Below are 20888 nucleotides of genomic sequence, written 5' to 3'. Positions count from 1 at the left end.
ATCGATATAAATAAATCTTGATCTGGCTAAATATCTAGTCTCTTTACTTAATTAACATGTAAGCTATCGGATAATTACATTTTAGTAAAACGCAACGAAAAGTTCTCGTCCCAATCAATAAATCCAGTCACTCCTTTCTCTTCATCAGAAAGAGAGAAACCTTTTAATTTAGGAGTTTTACCTTTAAAAATAAGGGCTTCCATATTACTCTTACTGAGCTTCTTTTTTAAGAATTCAAATGGAATAACTACACGGCAACCATTGGTATAGTTTGAGCAACCCCAAGCCGATCTGCCCTCCAATATTTTACCCGTTTTACATTTAGGGCATATCAACTCTTTAGCGGCTTCTGCCTGAAGTTCTAACTGAATATCGGCATTAAGAATTACAGTGCCATTTACTTTATTATCACCTTGCGTGAATCCTTTAATAAGAGGTGTTTTCTTTTTAAGAATTAAGGCCTCAACTTGTTTGTCGGTAAACTTTTTGCCTAAAAATTCGAAAGGTATAATGGTTTTACAGCCATTGGCATATTCCGAACATCCCCACGCAGATTTACCTTTTAGCATATTGCCTTTTCCACATCTTGGACAGGTAAGTACTACTTCTTTAACTACCTTTGGTTTGGCCTTTTTCTCCGGTGGTTTATTATCATTCTCTTCTATGATAATTTTACCACGAGAATAATCACTTTTTACTTGGAAAGCTAAATCTGAAACCATTTGTTTTAACTCAGCCATAAAATCGACTATCTGATATTCTCCCTTCTCAATCTGACGAAGTTTTTGCTCCCAAATACCTGTTAGTTCAGCCGACTTTAACAAATCATTATCAATAGTGTCAATTAGCTTGATACCCATCTGCGTAGGCAGCACATTTTTACGTTGTTTGTATAGGTACTTTCTTCTGAATAGGGTTTCAATAATATTGGCACGTGTTGACGGTCGGCCAATGCCATTTTCCTTCATGGCTTCGCGTAGTTCCTCATCATCCACTTGCTTACCGGCAGTTTCCATGGCTCGCAGCAAAGTTGCTTCAGTATATTGCTTTGGCGGTTGCGTTTCCTTTTGCTGAAAATCAGGCTCATGAGGTCCGCTCTCCCCTTTTATAAACTCAGGTAATATGCTTTCTTCGCTGGTCTTTTTGGTTTGTAAGCCTTTATACACAACACGCCAGTTTTCTTTAATTACTTGCTTACCTGATGTTTTAAATTTAACACCCTCAACCTCGCCCAGAATTGTTGTGGTAGATATTTCACAATCGGGATAAAAATTAGCAATAAATCTACGAGTAACGGTATCGTAAATAATTTTCTCATCGCGCGATAAATTCCCTGGTGCAACACCTGTGGGAATAATTGCATGGTGATCAGTCACCTTTTTATCATCAAATACCTTTTTAGATTTGCGTGGCTTACTACTTAACAATGGCTCAACCAACTCTTTATAATCGACCAATCCTTTTAATATGCCAGGTATTTTTGGGTAAATATCGTTACTCAAGTAAGTGGTATCAACCCTTGGATAGGTGGTTAATTTTTTCTCATATAGCGATTGAATCCCCTTTAAGGTTTCATCGGCCGAAAGGCCAAACTTTTTGTTACACTCTACTTGTAAGGAGGTTAAATCAAATAAACGCGGTGGAGCTTCTTTGCCTGGCTTACGCGTAAAATCAGTTACAACAAAAGGTTTATCTTTCACCTTTTCAAGCGCTGTATTTCCTTCTTCTTTACTCTCAAACTTACCTTGAGTTGATGAAAAAGTAACTTCTTTATATATGGTTTTTAGCTCCCAATAAGGTTTGGGCACAAAATTCTCAATTTCTAAAAACCGATTTACAATTAAAGCCAAGGTTGGCGTTTGCACTCTGCCCACCGATAAAACTGTACCTGGCTGACTGTATTTAATGGTAAACAAACGGGTTGCATTGATACCTAAAAGCCAATCGCCAATAGCACGCGAGCTACCCGCCGCATATAAATTATCGAATTTGGCGTTATCATATAGCTTATTAAAACCCTCGCGTATAGCCTCCTCTGTTAATGATGAAATCCAAAGACGTTTTAATGGCACTTTGCACCCTGCCTTCTGTAGCACCCAGCGTTGAATAACTTCTCCCTCTTGGCCGGCATCACCGCAGTTTATCACTTCTGTAGCTTGCCCAACCAATCGCTCTATAGTTTTAAACTGTTTTTCAACTCCCTGATTCTGTATGAGCTTAATTCCGAAGCTAGAAGGAATGATAGGAATAGTGACTAAATTCCACCGTTTCCATTCGGGCATGTAATCATGAGGCTCTTTAAGGGTGCATAAGTGTCCGAAAGTCCATGTTACCTGATAGCCATTACCCTCGTAATAACCATCTTTTCTACTAGATGCTCCAACAACTTTGGCAATCTCTCCTGCAACACTTGGTTTCTCGGCAATACAAACACGCATATTCTTAAAGTTCCTTTCATTTTGTGAGTAGCACGAAGATAAGTTTTTTAGCAGTTTGAGCAAATAAGACGCAGGCTTTATTCCCCAACAAATTTAAATTTTAATGATTCATTTTGTAATGGAATTATACAGACCCCATTAATAACATTATGATTCCTTTTTCAGTAATTTCATGGTATTAGTTCGATTTATATCAATTACCTCAGTCTTAAGTTAAAATTGACTATTAATGATACCATGAACAAAAACAACGATTCAGGCATTAATATGATGATAGTCGTAATTAACTACACATACATTTTATAAATTGCACAAAATTAAAACCAACAATATGAGTTCAGAAATACAATTAGCCAACGAGCTTATCGATTTTATATATGAAAGTCCATCGCCTTACCATGTGGTAAGTAATTTAAAGACCACTCTTAATTCTGAAGGATTTACCGAGCTACCATTAACCAGCACTTGGAAACTTGAGGCAGGAAAAAAATACTATACAACAAAAAACGATTCCGCATTATTTGCTTTTACTATTGGACAAAAGAATATTGCAGAAACTGGTATAAAAATGATCTGTGCTCACAGTGATTCTCCGGGTTTTAAAATTAAACCTCAGCCCGAAATGTTAGCTGAAGGAAAATACCTAAAGCTAAATACCGAAGTGTATGGTGGCCCTATTTTAATGACCTGGATGGATCGCCCACTATCAATTGCAGGTAGAGTAAGCTTAAAGAGCGATGATATATTAAACCCCAAAACAAAGTTTGTTAGTATCAACAGACCTTTAATGACAATACCAAACTTAGCCATTCATCTTAACAGACAGGTTAACGATGGAATTGCCTTAAACAAACAGATAGATATGCTTCCTTTATTAGGGATGCTAAACGATAAGCTTGAAAAGGATAATTATTTATTAAACCTTATTGCTGAAGAGCTAAAAGTAGATGCTGCTGAAATAATTGATTTTGACCTAACATTATTTGAGTATGAAAAAGGCTGTGTTATGGGGCTCAATAATGAGTTTATTAGTTCAGGAAAACTTGACGATTTAGCAATGGTTCATGCCGGTACCAAAGCCTTATTAGAAAGCAGCAATACCGAAACAACGCAAATGTTATGTGTATTTGATAACGAAGAAGTTGGCAGTGGAACAAAACAAGGTGCAGGTTCGCCCGTACTTAAAAACATATTAGAACGAATTAACTTTGCTTTAGGAAATAACACAGAGCAATACTTTCAAATGATTTATAATTCATTTATGATTTCGGCAGATATGGCTCATGCGGTACATCCTAACAATGCGGGAAAACATGATCCTATATTACACCCTGTTATTAATGGCGGTCCGGTAATAAAGATACATGCCAACCAAAAATACACCACAGATGGAGATTCAGGTGCAGTGTACGAGATGATTTGTAAGAAAGCTGATGTACCTTATCAAAAGTTTGTAAACCGATCGGATTTAGTTGGTGGTTCAACTCTTGGTAATGTATCAACCGGGCAAATAGATATCAGAACTATTGATATGGGTAACCCAATGCTTGCCATGCACTCGGTACGTGAATTAGGTGGAGTTAGCGATCATACATACACTACAAAATCGTTTGTAACATTTTATAATTTAAAATAGCTTACTAAGCATAGTATTAAAGAAAGCGCCAAGTATTGTAATTTGTACTTGGCGCTTTTTCTTATAATAAACTCGTCAACTAATATTTCAATTCGCAAGCTATACTTGGCCTCTTATTGCCCTTACTCTGGTAAAATGAGTAATATTATCCTTAACGCACTGTATTAAACCCACTTCTGTAATCCTGGAAACAATTTCATTAGGCAATTTTGCATACTTACCTACTCAATAATACCATTTATCAAATAACAAAGTTCTACGGCGTGGCTTAACTACGGGATAAAAATACAGCTAAATCTCACTTCAGCAACATTTTACAGAGACACATCACTAACAAATATAACTCCGTCAGTCACTTATCTACTTATCTAAATAGCTCAAGCCTTTAACCTTTATAAATATCTACATACATTTACTTCAACATAAAAGTTTAGCAATAACAATTAAAACATAGTGAGATGAAGAATGTAGGACGACTGTTATTAATTATAGCTACTATAGGATTGGTATTCAATTCTTGTAATAAAGAAAAATTAGAAGTAGCAGGTGAAATTCCCGGAATGGGAGACTCAGCAGGTACACTCGAGGCTCAAGAATATAGCTTCCACCAAGACCTTACGCTTGGGAAAATAACTGGTGTTGGAGATGTAATGAAATCTATTTCCAATGATGTGGTTATTGAGGGAGTAGCGCAAGGTTCTGGAGATTTAGTTACCATTACGCTAACAATTACAAATAATAATCTATATAAATGGAGAACCGCCTTTTTTAGAGCAGGATCGGTTTTTGATGTAAATCTAGAAGGGTATCAGAATGGTATATTACTAGCACCTGTAGCTGTTTGCTTATCACCTGGTGAAGAAAGAACTGTAACGATACATTTATACTGCTTAAACTATGGTAAAAGTGATTCAGACAATAGTGCCTCATATGAATTATTGGGTGTAACTCAATCGGAGGTTATGTTGGAACTAGTTAATGCGCTTCAAGGCAAAATGATCAATTACGAAGACTATATGCTTTATTTTGGAGTGGGTGCAGCAATGTTTTACGAGACTGTAAAAGAGGAATTACAAGAGATTGTATGGCACGTAACTAATGGAGAGGGAATATCTGAAGAAGACTTAGAATATATCAATAGCCTACCTGGTCTGCCTGATGGTGTGCTTCCTGCTGGCATTTATGATCTTGATTTTGAATTACCATCTGAATGGTGTGGTGATTGTCGTTTAGAAACAGCATGGGGAGGTACATCCCAAGAAAATGGTTCTGCTTGGTGGTTTTATTATGACGCCTCAGTTGGAGGACAGCAAGCAATATATGCAGGCCAATTTGCAGTAGATGGAGCTTATGTAGAATATGTAGATGGTAAAATTAATATTGTACTTGGCAATAACATGGCTTTAATAGATGATAATGAAGCTGTTAAAATTCAAGGATATGATACGCTTCCTACAAGTAGACCTTCAGGAGGACATTTCTCATACAAAGGAACAGATTTATCTGTGATGGTGGGTGATTATATGTATTATGCGATACACCTTGATGTAGCTGTGTGTGAATAAATTGTAATATATAATATACAAAATCTCAAAACCAATGGTTTTGAGATTTTTTTATTTTAGGGAATTGCTAGCTGTAATATCTTCAAAATAAAGTAAAAATCTGTCAAGCTATTTTAGGGAAGGTCAAATTACTCACTTGTAATCGGTCACCTTCCTACTCGGTAGGTACAATGTCGAGTTCGGTAGACACTCCTTCCTGTGTAGTAGAGTCTCGTTCCTGTCTGGTAGACACTTCTTCGTGTTCGGTAGACATTATTTCCTCCTTGGTAGACATTTTTGCAAGCTCGGTAGGCATTTTTTCCTACTTGGTAGACATTTTTTCCTAAGTTTTAAACCATATAAGCGCGTATTAGTAACTACCAACATTGAGCCAATATTACATTAGAGATTAGACCCTTTACAAAAACTATAGATTCTGGGTAAATAGTAGCTGAGAAGAAGGTTATACTTGGTGGGTATGTAATTATTTTTCTGTCCAATCCTTAAAAATACCTCCGCTCTCTTTAATCGGCTTCTTTGTATCGTTAAAAAAATAGTCGTTTAACTTATCAACCAATTGCCTTGCTCTGGTTATGTTAGAGTGTTTTATCCATAGTTTGTATCCATCTACAATACCCACAATTGTATTATCAGTAGGCTTCTGGGCGTTTCTTTTAACTGCAAAAGGTTTCTTCACCTTTGTCGCAGTTTTCTTTTTATTAAAGGTGGCTATATACTTACGCATTCTACCATCTTCAATCTCAAAAGGAGCTTGCGGAGCTTTAATCTTACGCTTACCTGTTCCCCAATTTTCACCGGTTTTGATTCGGTTAATTTGCATTTCAGACACACTAAAAAACCAAGCAATCTTTCTTAATGGAATACCCATTTTAATCTGTTTCTTAATATGCTTTACATCTTCTTTGCTTAGTTTACTGTTACTGGGTTTTCTTTCCCCTACCTCTAAATTAGTAAAATGCAAATTTCGTATATCTCCATCTTTGAATACAATGGCTTGCTTTTTTTTGTTTAGTTTTTCCTTAATTACCCCAAAGGCTAATGCAACAACAGGGGCTACTTCAACATTATGGAGCTTCCCTTCAGTATCTGTTAAACTAACGTAACCACGGCGCACTGAATTATTTCTGGTATCAAAATGAACTTGATTTTCACTTATATATATTCGCCCTTTCGTTCGCCAAGTTCTGGGTTTACCTGTTTCTGTTCTGTAAACGCGTCCCGATTCACTTACATGATATCTCTCAAAACCATCTATCCTAAAACATCTTTCGTCATTAATAATTAACTCACCCTGATTCATATTCAAGCTCTTTTAATCTCAATAATAGATCAAAGATAAGAATAATATGAGAATAGTTACCAACAATCACATACTACATAGATTATCAGAATACTACAAAATAATAAACCTAGAAAATAGAATTACTTATCTATAATTTTATTTCGCTCCCAAAACTCAGGAAGAGAATGATAGATAGCTGAATGTATTGAAGTTCGCACGTTACTTGTAATTAGCTTTTTGTTATACTGACGCGGATACACTCTGTTTGACAAAAAAATATAAATGAGATCATATTCAGGGTCAACCCAAACTAAAGTACCTGTAAAGCCTGAATGCCCATAGGAACTTGCAGAAGTCTCAGGGCACGATGGACTAGCTTTTTCTGGGTCTGTTTCTGGTTTATCAAAACCTAAACCACGACGATTGCCATCTTTATAAGTAGAAGTGAATAATTCGATTGTTTCTGGTTTAAAGTATTGCTCACCCCCATAACTTCCTTGTTGTAAATACATTTGGTATACTTTTGCTAAGGACTCTGCATTAGCAAACAAACCCGCATGTCCTCCAACACCACCTAACATTGCTGCACCAGGATCGTGAACATACCCTTGAACTACTTCTTTACGCCATTGTAAATCATTCTCTGAAGGCATAATCTCTTTCTTCGAATATTTCTCAAGAGGCAAATAAGTAAGTCTCTCTGCTCCTAAATTTTTATAAAAGTTATCTTGAACAAAATCTTGCAAAGGTTTATTATAAGTACGCTCGATAATTTCACGATAGTAATAGTATGCCAAATCGCTATATCTATACTTTGCAGGTAAACGAACTGAAGAGGTATCAATAGCTATTTTAACGCTATCAATCCAAGCACTATTCATATACATTTTATCACACACCTTTACATTTGCCTGAGCTGTTTTAGTACTTCTAAAAACATCGGTTCTAAAGCGTGCCGTTTTATTCATATACAAATGCTTATCAACCCTAATGTTATAATTGGCAGAATATCGATTGCTATATAGTTTTCCGCGTACCTTTTCAAAATCAAGAGCACGCATATAAAATGGAATCCAAGCTTGTAAACCTGCTTGATGAACTAACATATCGCCAATTTGCATACCTGATTTATTAGTTCCTTCCATTCGTGGTAGATGCATGGTTAAACTATCCTCAATATGAAGGATTCCCTCATCATACATTTTCATTAACGAAGGTATGCTCGCCGTTACCTTTGTAATAGATGCAATATCGTATAAGTTGCTATTATTAACGTGTGTTTTTTTATCGTAGGTATGATATCCGAAAGATTTATTGTAAATAATATCTCCTCCTTTTGCTACTAAAACCTGACAACCAGGCGTAGCTCTCTCACGAATTGCTTTATAAACGATTTTATCAATATTTGCTAACGAATCAGTGTTTGCAGCATAATAACTTGGTGCGTAGGATAAGCGACACTTATTTGTTTTAACACCAGTGCCAAATACGAATTTCTTATCAATATCAAAAGGTAAAATTCCATTGGCTCCGATTCCTCCCATTATCATTTGAGCCATACACTCCTGACTTAAGGTATCTGCCTCAAATGACATGCTAAGTGCATTATATTTTACGGAGTTAGTCAGTTTACCTAAAGAAGTACCATCACCAAAATAAGAAATTACCACATCATGATTCGTTAATAGTTGTTTTAACTTCCCATTCACTTTCTTTACTTTGTAAGCTTGTAACCAATCCTCAGTTATTGCTAATATTATAGTATTGCTCGAAGCGATACTTTTCGAGAGCTTTTTAGTTTTATTATCAGATAATTCATCCACACTAAACGACTCTATATTTGCATAATGTTTAAGCATCTTCAAAAAAGGCATTTCTTTTGCGCTGCCTAAATGTATCGCTGCTATTTTTCGTTCTGATAATTTATTAACTGGTATAATTCCATCACTTTCAAGGAGTATACTCCCTTGTCTTTTTATTCTAATATTTATATTTTCAGATAATTGAGTTTGATTGCAACTTGTTGTTTTGCTAAGTTTATCCTTACTATATAAATACTGCTGCAACAAACTATTTTTACAGCTAAATTCAATTTGCGATTCATCAAGCACCTTACTATTTATTAAACGTAGTAAGTCTTCTTGTACTTCCCTTTTATTTTTTGAAACAAAAATGGCACCCTGAGAAAGAACGGTTTCCACTGATGGTGAATTTCTGTCTTCCATTAATCGCTCGTAATTTAACCATGATGTACCCTCAAGAATAGAAAAAGATTGACTATCTGAATACTGTTGATTAAACTCATTTTCGAGGCGATTCATTTTATGGGAACTCAATACCTTTGATGGATATTGGTATACATCCACAGAAAAATAATCGTCAAACTTATTTTCGCTTATAATAGGACTTAATAATCTTCCATAAGGAACATAAAAATAGCTCAGTAATGAAACATCTGTATTAGCAAATAAGAGTGCGTAAGGTGAGTCTATATCATAATAAAAACCATTGTTATCTGAGATAGCCAACCACTGATTAAATAATGACAATAATTCGGAGTTATCGCCTCTTATTAATGCTGATTTTACAAGGTTCTTGTTTATAGAAGTTCCACTTACCGTATCGTTTAGCAGATGATCAACATTTGCCCATACCCTCTCGCTTCTGCATGAATCAACAAAAGAACTATGGTTACAAACTAACGATTGTAGACTTAAATTAAAGGAGTCTTCTTTTGCTATAACAATACAGCTGATCTTATCCTCTAAACTTAATATATCGTAAATTGAATCTACAGTAGCATTATAGAACTCAGGAAGACTATTTGCTTTAGAGTAGGATACACTTAATATTAGTATAATTAAGCAAATATATAGTTTTCTCAATTTGGCTATTCTCATTTTATTTATCTCTCAATGTTCTTCCCCATCATCCTGCTGTTATAATAACACCGAAAGGAAACCAAAATTAATTTTTTAGCTCGAGAACATCAATAGCTTTCGCAGAAAAAAAGCAATTAATATGAACAAAACATTTAACCTACTAGTTTTAATAGCATTGTATTACGTAATTAATTGTATTCTTTATTGAAACTAATATTTATATCTGATTCTATAAGCTTAGCAATTAAGTAAAAAGCTACTAAAATCAATTGTTCCAAATAATTTGGTAAATAAATAAACAAAGATTACTTTAGTTATTCATAATTAATGAAAGATTACTGAAATTAACACGCTATGAGTGAAAATATTAGCAGTTCCCTTAATCAAGATTGGGGTGAAAAAGTTATTCTTGTTGTGGAAGATGTTGACACAAACAAGATTTTTTTTGATGCTGCGTTAAGAAAAACCAGTGCCAAAATTTTATGGGCAAAAGACGGTAAAGAAGCTGTTGATATGTTTCAGAATAACGAAATAGATCTGGTTTTAATGGACCTTCAACTACCCATAATGGACGGTTACACTGCAACCAAAGAGATAAAAAAAATTAATTCTAGTATTCCTATTATTGCACAAACAGCTCACGTAATGTCAGGCGAAAGGGAAAAGTGTTTAGAAGTTGGCTGTGATGATTATCTAGCAAAACCAATAAGGCTACAAATATTGATGGAGACACTCTCAAAATATTTAAACAAGTAAATAAATATAAAGCCATTCTTAACAGAATGGCTTTTTTTGTGCACTACTATTCTATATTTTTGATACACAACCTCTTCGGGATTATTCTATAATTTGCACTTCTGTTCTTCTATTTTTAGCTCTTCCTTCAGGTGTATCATTACTTTCAATTGGCAGGCTCATTCCGGCCCCTTTATACTTTAATCGTGCTTTATTAATTCCCTTTTTAACCAAATAATTATAAACCTGTTCAGCACGATTTTTACTTAAAGTTCTGTTATAATCTTCTCCACCAACATTATCTGTATGTCCTGTAATTTCAAGTTGCAAATCAGGATTTTCAGCAAGAAAGGCGGTTAACTTATCCAGTTCAACATGAGAAGACGCTTTGAGTAAAAAGCTATTGCTTTGATAGAATACATTCTTCAAAATTATCTGTTGACCTACTTCAATCTTATTCAAATAAACATTCAGTTCAAATGGGTTTTCAGCTGATGATAGCTCATTCATATCAAAATGATCAGAATAGAATAAGTAACCAGGTTTAGATACGTTTAATGCGTAACCTGCCCCGGTAGGCAAGCAAACTAAAAACTCACCAGAAAAATCGGTAGATAGAGCTTCAACTATTAAATCTCCTGTCTCAATATTTTTCAATTCAAAATTTGCCTGTAAACGCTCTTTGGTTTTATTATCAAACACCTTACCTCTAACGTAAGATACCGGATTTGGCATTAGTTCAACAGGAAGAGTGAAGCTATACAAATCTTTACCGCCCAATGAAGTATCAAATCTACTCGAAGAATAATAGGCTGTTCTCGCACTAGCGGTAACAATTAAACCTATTTCGTCATCAGTAGTGTTAATTGGGTATCCTAAATTTACAGACTCTCCAAATTCGCCATTCTTATCCTTACGAGATACAAAAAGATCCATATTACCCAATCCAGGCCATCCTTCACTTGAAAAATATAAGGTTTTATTATCATGATGGATAAAAGGTGAATTCTCATCCTGTTGTGTATTAATATTTGGACCTAAATTCTCTGGCTTACCAAAAAAAGGGCTTCCATCTTCGCGGTATCCAATAACTTTAGCACACCAAATATCTTTTCCGCCAAAGCCACCACTTCTATTACTCGTAAAATATAAGGTTCTACCATCAGCAGAGAATGAAGGCTGCGACTCCCAATACGGTGAGTTAACAGGTGAACCAACATTTACAGGCTCACTCCATCCATATTTTGTTTTTTTACTAAAATAAATATCACAACTTCCTTTAGAATCTTTTCGTCCGCATGCAGTAAAAAACATCCAATTACCATCCGCTGATAAGCTTTGTGCGCCTTCGTTACTATCTGTGTTTAATGGTGATGGTAATACTTCGCGCGAAGCCCAGTTACCCTCTTCATCTTTTATCACTCTATAAAAATCTTCTTGAAAATATTGAGCTGTTTTGGGTAAACTTCCTGCATTTAATCTTGTGGTATCCTTTGGCGCTAATACCGTAAATATTAAAACATTTTCATCAGCAGTGATGCTTGGCCAATATTCATCGTAATGGCTATTTACTTCTAATCCTAAATTTTGCGGCTCAATCACTTTTGGCTTATTCATAATCTCTTTTACAAAAGCAGTTTTCTCAATCCACCTATCTGCCTTTTGTTTAGAAAGCTTACTTCGAGTTTTACTTTGATACTTCTCAAACCAAACTTTAGCTTCATCAAACTCATTAATATGAAATGAAGCCACACCTATATTGAAATAACTTGTTATAAAAAAAGTACTATCAATTTCTATAGCTTTTAATAATGAAGACTTCTCGCTATCAAAATCTTCCTGCTGGTGATAAACATCTGCAAGTAATAAATAGGCTTCAATAAAATTCTCATCTTTATTTAAAGCCTGATCTAATGCTTGAATAGTTAGGTTATACTTATCGGAACTATAAAATGATGTGGCTTTTTGAAATAACGAAGCCGCCTTCTTGTTTTTAGTTGTTAAACTTTGTGCATTAAGCAATTGAATACAAACTAGTGAACTGATGAATAAAAACAATCTGATGCGCATTATGCTATTTTTGAGATTTAGCTTGTAAAAGTAACTTATTTGAGCCACTATCCACAATCAACTTCCGCATTATATTTAACTGATAAAAATCATTAAATATGGTTCAAACTAGCGAGTATATATTTTAGAATTATTAAACAGAAGTAAACAAAATGCGTATATTTGGCCTGAATTTTAATTTTGTTATTAAAAAGATCACATATGAGCAAGACGGTTATTAGCAGCTTTGAAGAACTTGAAGCGCTTAAAGGAAGTGAAATTGGAAAGTCGGATTACCACACTATAACACAAGAACAAATAAACTTATTTGCTGATGCAACCATTGACCACCAATGGATACATACGCAACCAGAAAAAGCCAAAGAAGAATCTCCATTTGGCAATACCATTGCACATGGATATTTAACGGTTTCATTATTGCCACACTTATGGTCGCAAATTGCTGATGTAAAAAACATTAAACTACAAGTAAACTACGGCGTTGAGAATTTGAAATTTAATCAGCCAGTTATTGTTGAGTCTAAAATTAGACTTGTTGCAAAAGTTAATGATGTGGTTAACCTACGTGGTGTTACTAAAGCAACAATTGGTGTGAAAATGGAAATTGAAGGAAATAAAAAACCTGCTTTTATTGGTGAGATAGTTTTCCTTTATCATTTTAACGATTAATGTAAACTTAAAAGGATAGTTCTTTCCTTTTAAACATCATAAAATATACTTTTGCCTGCAATCATTAATGGTTGCAGGCATTTTTTATTTATATGGCACAAAACATAAGCTCAAACGTAAACAAACTCTACATTATAAAAATAGCAAAATGGTTTATGCTAACCATGCCTATTTTAATGCTCTTTTATAAAGATATGGGCTTTACTGATAAACAATCATTTCAGTTAAAAGCTTTTTATTCAATAGCTATTGTAATTTTTGAAATACCATCAGGATATGTTGCTGATGTGTTAGGTAGACGAAAAACACTCATCATAGGATCTATCCTAGGCTGTTTGGGTTTTTTAGTTTACGCAACTACCTCTGGGTTCTACTATTTTATGTTAGCAGAACTAATTTTAGGAGTTGGACAAAGCTTCATTTCTGGTGCTGATAGTGCATTGCTTTATGATACCTTAAAATCGACTAATAAAGAAAATGAATATATAAAATACGAAGGACGAAACTTTACAGTTGGTAATTACTCTGAAGCATTGGCTGGTATTTTAGGAGGAACTCTAGCAGCAATAAATATGCGTCTTCCATTTATACTACAAACAGGCATAGCCTTCATGGCCGTACCTGCAGCCATAATGCTTATTGAACCACCTCTAAATTCCAATAGAAAAAAGCCTGGATTAAAAGATATACTTGATGTTGTTTGGTATGCTATGGTTAAAAATAGAAACCTCAGGTGGAATTTAATCTACTCTTCCATTTTAGGAACTGCAACCTTAACAATGGCATGGGTTTATCAGTTATACTTATACGATTTAAAATTTTCAGAAATAACCATTGGAACAACGCATTCGGTACTCAATTTAATAGTAGGTACCACCACACTTTTTGCCTACAAAATTGAGAAACGATTGAAACCTCAAAGTACCATTTGGCTTACCTCAATAATAATAACCGGAACTTTTGTAATACTCGGTTTTGTTTCATCCTCATGGATATTCTTAATACTGGCTATTTTTTACTTCTCAAGAGGTATCGCAACACCAGTATTAAAAGATTATATCAATCGAATAACTTCAAGCGACATAAGAGCAACAGTTCTTTCAATCCGAAGCTTATTAATTAGAGCTATGTTTGCCATTATTGCACCCCTCTTCGGATATTTATCAGACAATTACACTCGCTCACAGGCCCTGATAATTATAGGTGCAGTATTTACAATTCTAATTGGCTCATCCATATTCTTATTTCTAAACTCGTTAAAACAGCAGAGTTTGCACAAAAGCGTTTAAAAATTTACTTTAGTTGCAATTAACTCAATCTTGATATGACATTTTTCAAAGACTTTTCTAAGGGAATTAAGGCCTATTCGAAAGCCTCAAAATTCCTTATACACCATAAACTAACCTGGTTCTTTATATTTCCTATCCTGTTAAATATCCTTCTCTTTATTTTAGGATATGCTTCAACAGTATCTTTAAGTTCAAAAGCAATAGCAGAAATTAATAGTTGGATATCAATAGAAACCTGGGAGTTCTGGGGTTCAGGAGTCCTTTATGATGTAATATTCTTTCTGATAAATATATTAATACGCTTACTGTTCATCTCAATATTTGCTTTTATAGGTGGCTATTTTGTACTCATACTACTATCCCCTATTTATGCCATTTTATCTGAAAAAGTAGAACAAAAACTAACCGGAAATGAATATCCTTTCAGCATTAAACAATTTGCAAAAGATGTTTGGAGAGGCATACTACTTGCGTTAAGAAACCTTGGATTAGAAATAATAATTACCATAGGATTGTTTGCCTTAAGTTTTGTACCTGTAGTAGGCTTAGTTAGTGGACCTCTATTGTTTTTAGTCACTGCCTATTTTTACGGGTTTTCGTTTATGGATTACACCATGGAACGACAAAATCTAAACCTTAACCAAAGCATTAACTTTGCTAAAACAAACAAAGGTTTAACCGTTGGAAATGGAACAATATTCTCCGCAATTCTTTTAATTCCGTATATTGGAGTACTAATCTCAGGATTTGTTTCTATTATAGCGATAACAGCTGCTACAATATCAACAATAGAATTAATGATCGATAATAAACAAAAACTGCAATAGAAATACCACTATGATAAAAAGAACCATTTTTACCTCTCTATTATTAGTAACTTTCTTTATTTGTAAAGCTCAAGTTGATAGCACCTTGCAATCAATTGTTTATAAATTTGATATTAAACAAGAAATTGGAAGTACATCATGGATACATACTCAAAATGCATTTGAGGAAGCCAATAAATTAAAAGCTGATGTGATATTACTTCACTTAAACACTTATGGTGGTCAGGTAGTTTTTGCCGATTCAATACGCACTAAAATTTTAAATAGCAATATACCAGTTCATGTATTTATTGATAATAATGCCGCCTCTGCAGGCGCATTAATAAGCATTGCTTGCGACAGCATTTTTATGCGACCTGGTGCCAATATTGGTGCTGCCACGGTTGTTAATCAGAGTGGTGAAAAAATGCCCGATAAATATCAAAGCTATATGCGCTCAACAATTAGAGCAACTGCAGAAGCCCATGGAAAAGATACGATAGTCAATGGCTCAGATACGACTTATATTTGGAGACGAGATCCTAAAATTGCAGAGGCCATGGTTGATGAAAGCATATACCTAGAAGGAATTATTGATACAGGAAAAATATTAACCTTTACGACTCTTGAAGCAATTGAATTTGGATTTTGCGAAGGAGAAGCTGACAATATGGATGAAGTTTTAAATAAACTTGGCTACACCGATTATGAAATAGTTACCCACAAGCCAACTGTGTATAGTAATATAAAAGGCTTTTTAACAAACCCTGTTTTTCATGGTATTTTAATTCTTGTAATCATTGGCGGTCTCTATTTCGAGTTGCAGTCACCAGGAATTGGCTTCCCGTTATTAGCCTCATGCATTGCAGCTATATTATACTTCGCTCCTTTATATATTGATGGATTGGCTGAAAATTGGGAAATATTACTTTTTATAGCAGGCTTGGCTCTAATTGCTCTTGAAATATTTGTGGTGCCCGGATTTGGTATAACAGGGATTGCAGGAATTACTTTGGTATTTGCAGGCCTTATGCTTAGTCTTCTTGAAAATGTTGTGTTTGATTTTACAAACGTACCAGGAGACGAAATGGTAAAAGCCTTGATTATTGTATCCTCAGGAACCTTTCTGGCCTTTGCAGCTGCAATACCAATGACTGAAAAATTATTTACAACAGGTGCCCTTTCAAAAGTCGCTTTGCAAGGATCACAGAAAATTTCTGAAGGTTATTTAAGTTTTGATCCTTCTTTAGCTAATTTAATTGGAGAAAAAGGCATTGCTGAAACGCAGCTACGTCCTTCAGGAAAAATAAGCATTGATGATGAACTTTACGATGCAATTGCACTAATAGGTATTATTGAAAAGGGTGAAACTGTAGATGTTGTTAAATTTGAAGCCGGTCAGCTATACGTTACAAAGGCTTAATATGGCTAATTACACTTTTAGCAAATCTAAAATGATGTGTGGGATATTAATTATTCCGACTTATTAGATAGTGAAAAATTAATACTTTTTGTCTGCATTTTGTCATTAAATCTATCTTTGGTAATATGTAATTTGCCTAAGTGAAATAGATAATTAACTGTATATGCAAGGAGGGCAGAGTTATGATGAGCGAGAAAAAAAAGACAAATTCAACTTCGTATCAAGATCTTGATGAGAAAAGAAAAGACAAACCTACAAGAGTTACAAAAAACAAAGACTCTGAAATTTATAATGATTTAGCAGAGGATTTTGAAGATGTTTTAGGAGATGGTTTTCACGGAATGAATGATGATTACTATTTTGATGAAGACGATATGTAAAAACAAAAAAAGCTGCTTAATGCAGCTTTTTTTATATAATTTGTTCTTAATTATATGCTTTATCTAAATAATTTATCAGAAATTTATCTTTCAAATAAGCTCTAAATCTGCAAGCCAAATCATTTGATATATTACCCAAAATACAAGAGTCAAAAGCGCACTCTTCCTTATCTTGCATACATCCTTCAATCTCAATTTTTCCTTCAATAACTTCGTAAATATCCAAAAGCGAGATTTCTTCAGGATCCTTTTTAAGGATAAAACCACCACTTGGTCCTCTGTTGGAACTAACCAAATTCTCTTTTGCTAATCGCTGAAAGACTTTTGCTACATGATGCTTAGAGCTATCTATTTTTTCAGCAATTTGGTTAACATTTAATTTAACGTCCGATTTAGCAATTAAAACCATACCATGAATTGCTATGGAAGAAGCTTCTGAAAGTGTGAATATTTTTGACATATTTTATAATATGAGACTTTTAAAAAGTCTGGTAAAGAAATATATTGGGACTGCAAATAAACTGATTTTATTATTATGATAAAAAATTTTCGATATGTTATAAAACAAAAAAGCCCCGCTAACGCGAGGCTCTATATAATAAAGTTTCTTGAAACTTATTTACTCTCTTCCATAAGAGTTTTAGTAGGTTGATCACATACTTCTGAAGGACCAAAATACTGAATAGGACCTGGATAAACAAAAGATGTAGTCTTAGCCCACTCATCGCGCTTAGCAACTAATGCTTTATAAGGAGCACCATCTAAACGAACTAATGCTTTTTGAATTACTGGTTTCATTTCACCATGACGACGCTCCATGTTCATCATCATTGTAACAGGTACACCACCAGCGATCCACTGATCAGCAGGAGCTGTTAAGTTACGTACAGAAGCCATATAACCCGACTTACCTTCACCAATTAATAATGAAGCTGTTGTTCCTAATGAATAACAATAATCAGCATCAAAGTTAGAAGGAGCAGCACAACGTCCTTCATATCCGAAGAAGTGTCCTTGAGCAGCAAATTTACCAACATATTTACCTTCAGCTTTCATAGCCTTAAGTTTAGCTGCAACCATATCAATTAATAACTTCTCAGTTTCAATCATTGATACTTGTACATTACCATGCGGATCACGATCTAACATTAATTGGTTAGCAAATCCATCAGGTAAAGAAGTAAATACAGCAGCTGAATCAGCAGTTAATTTAGCAGCAACAAATGCTCTTTTCTCAACGTCAGTTTCAATTGCATTAACTTCAGCCTCGTTATGTGCTAATAAATCGTTTAATTCAGAAATAAGAACTTTCATAGCAGGAATAAATTCTACTAATCCTTCTGGAATTAAAACAGTACCAAAGTTTCCTTCTGTTTCAGCTCTAGCAGCAACAACATTAGCGATATCAGTAACAACTTCATCAAGAGTTAAACCTTTTTCTTCAACCTCTTCAGAAATAATAGTTACGTTTGGTTGTGTTTGTAAAGCACACTCTAAACCAATATGAGAAGCCGAACGACCCATTAATTTAATAAAGTGCCAGTATTTTTTTGCTGAGTTAGCATCACGTTGGATGTTACCAATAAGCTCACTGTATACTTTACAAGCTGTATCAAAACCAAATGAAGTTTCAATCATTTCGTTTTTAAGGTCACCATCAATTGTTTTAGGACAACCAATAACTTGTACACCAGCATCTTTAGCTAAATAATACTCAGCCAACACACAAGCATTTGTATTTGAATCATCACCTCCAATAATAACAAGTGCATTGATTCCTAAAGCCTTACAATTCTCTAAACCTTTATCGAATTGTGCAGTTTCTTCTAATTTAGTTCTACCAGAACCGATGATATCAAATCCACCAGTATTTCTGTAATGATCAACGATATCATCAGTTAACTCTAAATAATCGTTATCAACTAATCCACCAGGACCACCTAAAAATCCGTAAACTTTGTTTGCAGGGTTTAAAGATTTTAGACCATCATAGATACCAGAAATTACGTTATGACCTCCTGGAGCTTGACCACCTGAAAGAATAACACCTACAGCAATAGCCTCACTTGTAGCAGAAGAATCTCCTGGCTCAAAAGTTAAAATTGGCATACCATAAGTATTTGGGAAAAGTTTTTTAATATCTGCCTGATCAGCAACAGACTCAGTGTTTTTTCCTTGAACACTTTTTACAGCTCCTTTTAATGCAGCAGGCACTTTTGGAGCATAGCTTTCGCGAGCAATTTGAAGTGGACTTTTAATCATCTTATCCAAATATTTTAAATATAGTTTTTAGAAATAATCTATTTCAACTTTATAAGTTTATCAGCTATATAAACAGTATTCTAATACATAAATACCCAACAAACTTTACCTTAGAATATGGCCCTTTGACCTGTTTTCTAATTGCCTGCAAAAATGACACTATTTTTTCAATTTAAAAAAGAATCAATCCTAATATTTATGATTTAATAGTTATTTAAACTCATTTTCTATAATAAGCTAGTAAGCTTTGAATCAAAAGAATTTAAGAAGTTTAATAAACTACAAAAAATCCTAAAACAATGTGAGTAATTCAGAAATTAGAAATCCTAAAAAGTTGCCAATAGCATAACCAACTATTCCAACCGTAATACCTGGTAAAATTAAAGCCTTGTTTTTTAAGGCTCCTGCCACTACTGGAACAAATGGTGGGCTGCAAATTAAAGCTGCTGAGGTTATGATTACAGTGTCAGCATCTATTTTAAAGATTTTAGCTAACAATACATGAAGTATCATTGAACCAAAGACCACAAAGGTTACATAATAGAATATAGTAGGATTAATATTAGTGAAATTACGGTAATCAGCCTTTGAGGCTACTACGATACTAAATATTAAAATAAGGTACATACCCAACTCGTAAGTTTTTGGTATATCTTTAATGGTATCTTTTGTAGATGCAACAAGTGCTAAAGCTGTAATTGATAAAATAAATACCGCCATTTGATATTTTTCAGGCATAAGCATCATTAAACCACCACCAATGGCAACTATAAAAAAAGTGATACCTACGGCTTTCAGAAGCGGCAGTCTATTTTCTTTACTCAATAAACCCCAATAGGGATCTTTGGCCACTTCACTAATCCATTTATCATCAATATTATTATCTTGATTTACAAACTTTGGTAAAACCAACTCAAACATTTTTTTACCAATCAACATTAGAAAAAACAAATGCAAAGTTGATAAAACCATATCGTAAGTATGAATAGCCAAGTAGGTACTGACATCAACATCCAAAACCATCTTTAAGGCTGCCAAATTAGGTGTTCCTCCTGTATAAACGCCCACAAGCAAACCTGATATTTTTGAAAAATTACCATTGCCAATAGGCTTAAATATAAAATACCCAAGCACTACAATTACGACTAACGCAATTAAAGCACTTAATAGTGACATAAAAGTGCTTTTAGCTAATTCAAAAGACTTTTTTAAATTGCTCGAATATAGTATTAATGGTATTGCCAATGGAATGGTTACAGACATCACTATTTCTTGCATCTGATTTATAGCATCGCCATTAAAATAGCCCGTATTACCAATAATTATTCCTACCACATATGCCATTAAAACAGCTCCTAGCTTATTTATAAAAGCATATTTATGGCACAGGTATAGAATTACAAATGGTGATAATATGTAAAACAACAATAGAAAAGCAACTTGCATACTGA

General features: G+C 34.2%; 16 protein-coding genes. 8 read left to right on the top strand and 8 right to left on the bottom strand.

All coding sequences use genetic code 11. The annotated features are described in order from the left end of the window. Positions 1-74: 74 nt before the first annotated feature. On the bottom strand, positions 75-2438 hold the full coding sequence (locus QMO11_RS14310; protein ID WP_282037911.1) for a type IA DNA topoisomerase: 2364 nt from the start codon (positions 2436-2438) through the stop codon (positions 75-77). 331 nt (positions 2439-2769) lie between these two features. On the opposite strand from QMO11_RS14310, the gene QMO11_RS14305 reads away from it, so the two are divergent. Continuing rightward, complete coding sequence (locus QMO11_RS14305; protein WP_282037910.1) at positions 2770-4074, top strand: M18 family aminopeptidase; 1305 nt, start codon at positions 2770-2772, stop codon at positions 4072-4074. Positions 4075-4532: 458 nt separating this feature from the next. Further along, on the top strand, positions 4533-5639 hold the full coding sequence (locus QMO11_RS14300; RefSeq protein WP_282037909.1) for a hypothetical protein: 1107 nt from the start codon (positions 4533-4535) through the stop codon (positions 5637-5639). A 154-nt stretch (positions 5640-5793) separates the two neighbouring features. Here the strand turns inward: QMO11_RS14300 and QMO11_RS14295 are convergent, their stop codons facing one another. The 3 genes from QMO11_RS14295 to QMO11_RS14285 all read right to left on the bottom strand — a co-directional run bounded on the left by QMO11_RS14295 (position 5794) and on the right by QMO11_RS14285 (position 9821). Next, positions 5794-5934 (bottom strand): hypothetical protein, encoded by a 141-nt coding sequence (locus QMO11_RS14295; RefSeq protein WP_282037908.1) that lies wholly within the window; start codon positions 5932-5934, stop codon positions 5794-5796. Positions 5935-6102: 168 nt separating this feature from the next. Continuing rightward, on the bottom strand, positions 6103-6939 hold the full coding sequence (locus QMO11_RS14290) for a hypothetical protein (protein ID WP_282037907.1): 837 nt from the start codon (positions 6937-6939) through the stop codon (positions 6103-6105). Between the two features lie 122 nt (positions 6940-7061). Further along, complete coding sequence (locus QMO11_RS14285; protein WP_282037906.1) at positions 7062-9821, bottom strand: serine hydrolase domain-containing protein; 2760 nt, start codon at positions 9819-9821, stop codon at positions 7062-7064. Positions 9822-10157: 336 nt separating this feature from the next. Between QMO11_RS14285 and QMO11_RS14280 the strand changes: the two genes are divergently transcribed. After that, on the top strand, positions 10158-10559 hold the full coding sequence (locus QMO11_RS14280; RefSeq protein ID WP_282037905.1) for a response regulator: 402 nt from the start codon (positions 10158-10160) through the stop codon (positions 10557-10559). An 81-nt stretch (positions 10560-10640) separates the two neighbouring features. On the opposite strand, the gene QMO11_RS14275 is transcribed toward QMO11_RS14280, so the two are convergent. After that, the gene (locus tag QMO11_RS14275) at positions 10641-12608 is read right to left on the bottom strand and encodes an OmpA family protein (RefSeq protein WP_282037904.1); all 1968 of its coding nucleotides are present in this window, start codon (positions 12606-12608) and stop codon (positions 10641-10643) included. A 201-nt stretch (positions 12609-12809) separates the two neighbouring features. On the opposite strand from QMO11_RS14275, the gene QMO11_RS14270 reads away from it, so the two are divergent. From QMO11_RS14270 to QMO11_RS14250, 5 genes are all read left to right on the top strand, one after another. Continuing rightward, positions 12810-13277 (top strand): MaoC family dehydratase, encoded by a 468-nt coding sequence (locus tag QMO11_RS14270; RefSeq protein WP_075602614.1) that lies wholly within the window; start codon positions 12810-12812, stop codon positions 13275-13277. Between the two features lie 92 nt (positions 13278-13369). Then, complete coding sequence (locus QMO11_RS14265) at positions 13370-14566, top strand: MFS transporter (RefSeq protein WP_282037903.1); 1197 nt, start codon at positions 13370-13372, stop codon at positions 14564-14566. A 35-nt stretch (positions 14567-14601) separates the two neighbouring features. Further along, complete coding sequence (locus QMO11_RS14260; RefSeq protein ID WP_282037902.1) at positions 14602-15393, top strand: EI24 domain-containing protein; 792 nt, start codon at positions 14602-14604, stop codon at positions 15391-15393. A 10-nt stretch (positions 15394-15403) separates the two neighbouring features. Beyond that, complete coding sequence (locus QMO11_RS14255) at positions 15404-16795, top strand: NfeD family protein (RefSeq protein WP_282037901.1); 1392 nt, start codon at positions 15404-15406, stop codon at positions 16793-16795. 182 nt (positions 16796-16977) lie between these two features. Further along, positions 16978-17175: a hypothetical protein gene (locus QMO11_RS14250; protein WP_139314838.1), complete on the top strand. Its 198-nt coding sequence runs from the start codon at positions 16978-16980 to the stop codon at positions 17173-17175. 46 nt (positions 17176-17221) lie between these two features. On the opposite strand, the gene QMO11_RS14245 is transcribed toward QMO11_RS14250, so the two are convergent. The 3 genes from QMO11_RS14245 to QMO11_RS14235 form a co-directional block, all read right to left on the bottom strand. Then, entirely contained in the window at positions 17222-17635 is a 414-nt protein-coding gene (locus QMO11_RS14245) for an RrF2 family transcriptional regulator (protein ID WP_075602617.1), read from the bottom strand. Between the two features lie 155 nt (positions 17636-17790). Further along, complete coding sequence (locus tag QMO11_RS14240; RefSeq protein ID WP_075602618.1) at positions 17791-19437, bottom strand: diphosphate--fructose-6-phosphate 1-phosphotransferase; 1647 nt, start codon at positions 19435-19437, stop codon at positions 17791-17793. A gap of 291 nt (positions 19438-19728) precedes the next feature. Further along, the gene (locus QMO11_RS14235) at positions 19729-20883 is read right to left on the bottom strand and encodes a DUF819 family protein (RefSeq protein ID WP_282037900.1); all 1155 of its coding nucleotides are present in this window, start codon (positions 20881-20883) and stop codon (positions 19729-19731) included. Between the last annotated feature and the right edge of the window lie 5 nt (positions 20884-20888).

The organism is Saccharicrinis aurantiacus, from assembly GCF_947489045.1.
GTDB classification, from domain to species: domain Bacteria; phylum Bacteroidota; class Bacteroidia; order Bacteroidales; family Marinilabiliaceae; genus Saccharicrinis; species Saccharicrinis aurantiacus.
This window is presented reverse-complemented; position numbering and strand designations above follow the sequence as displayed.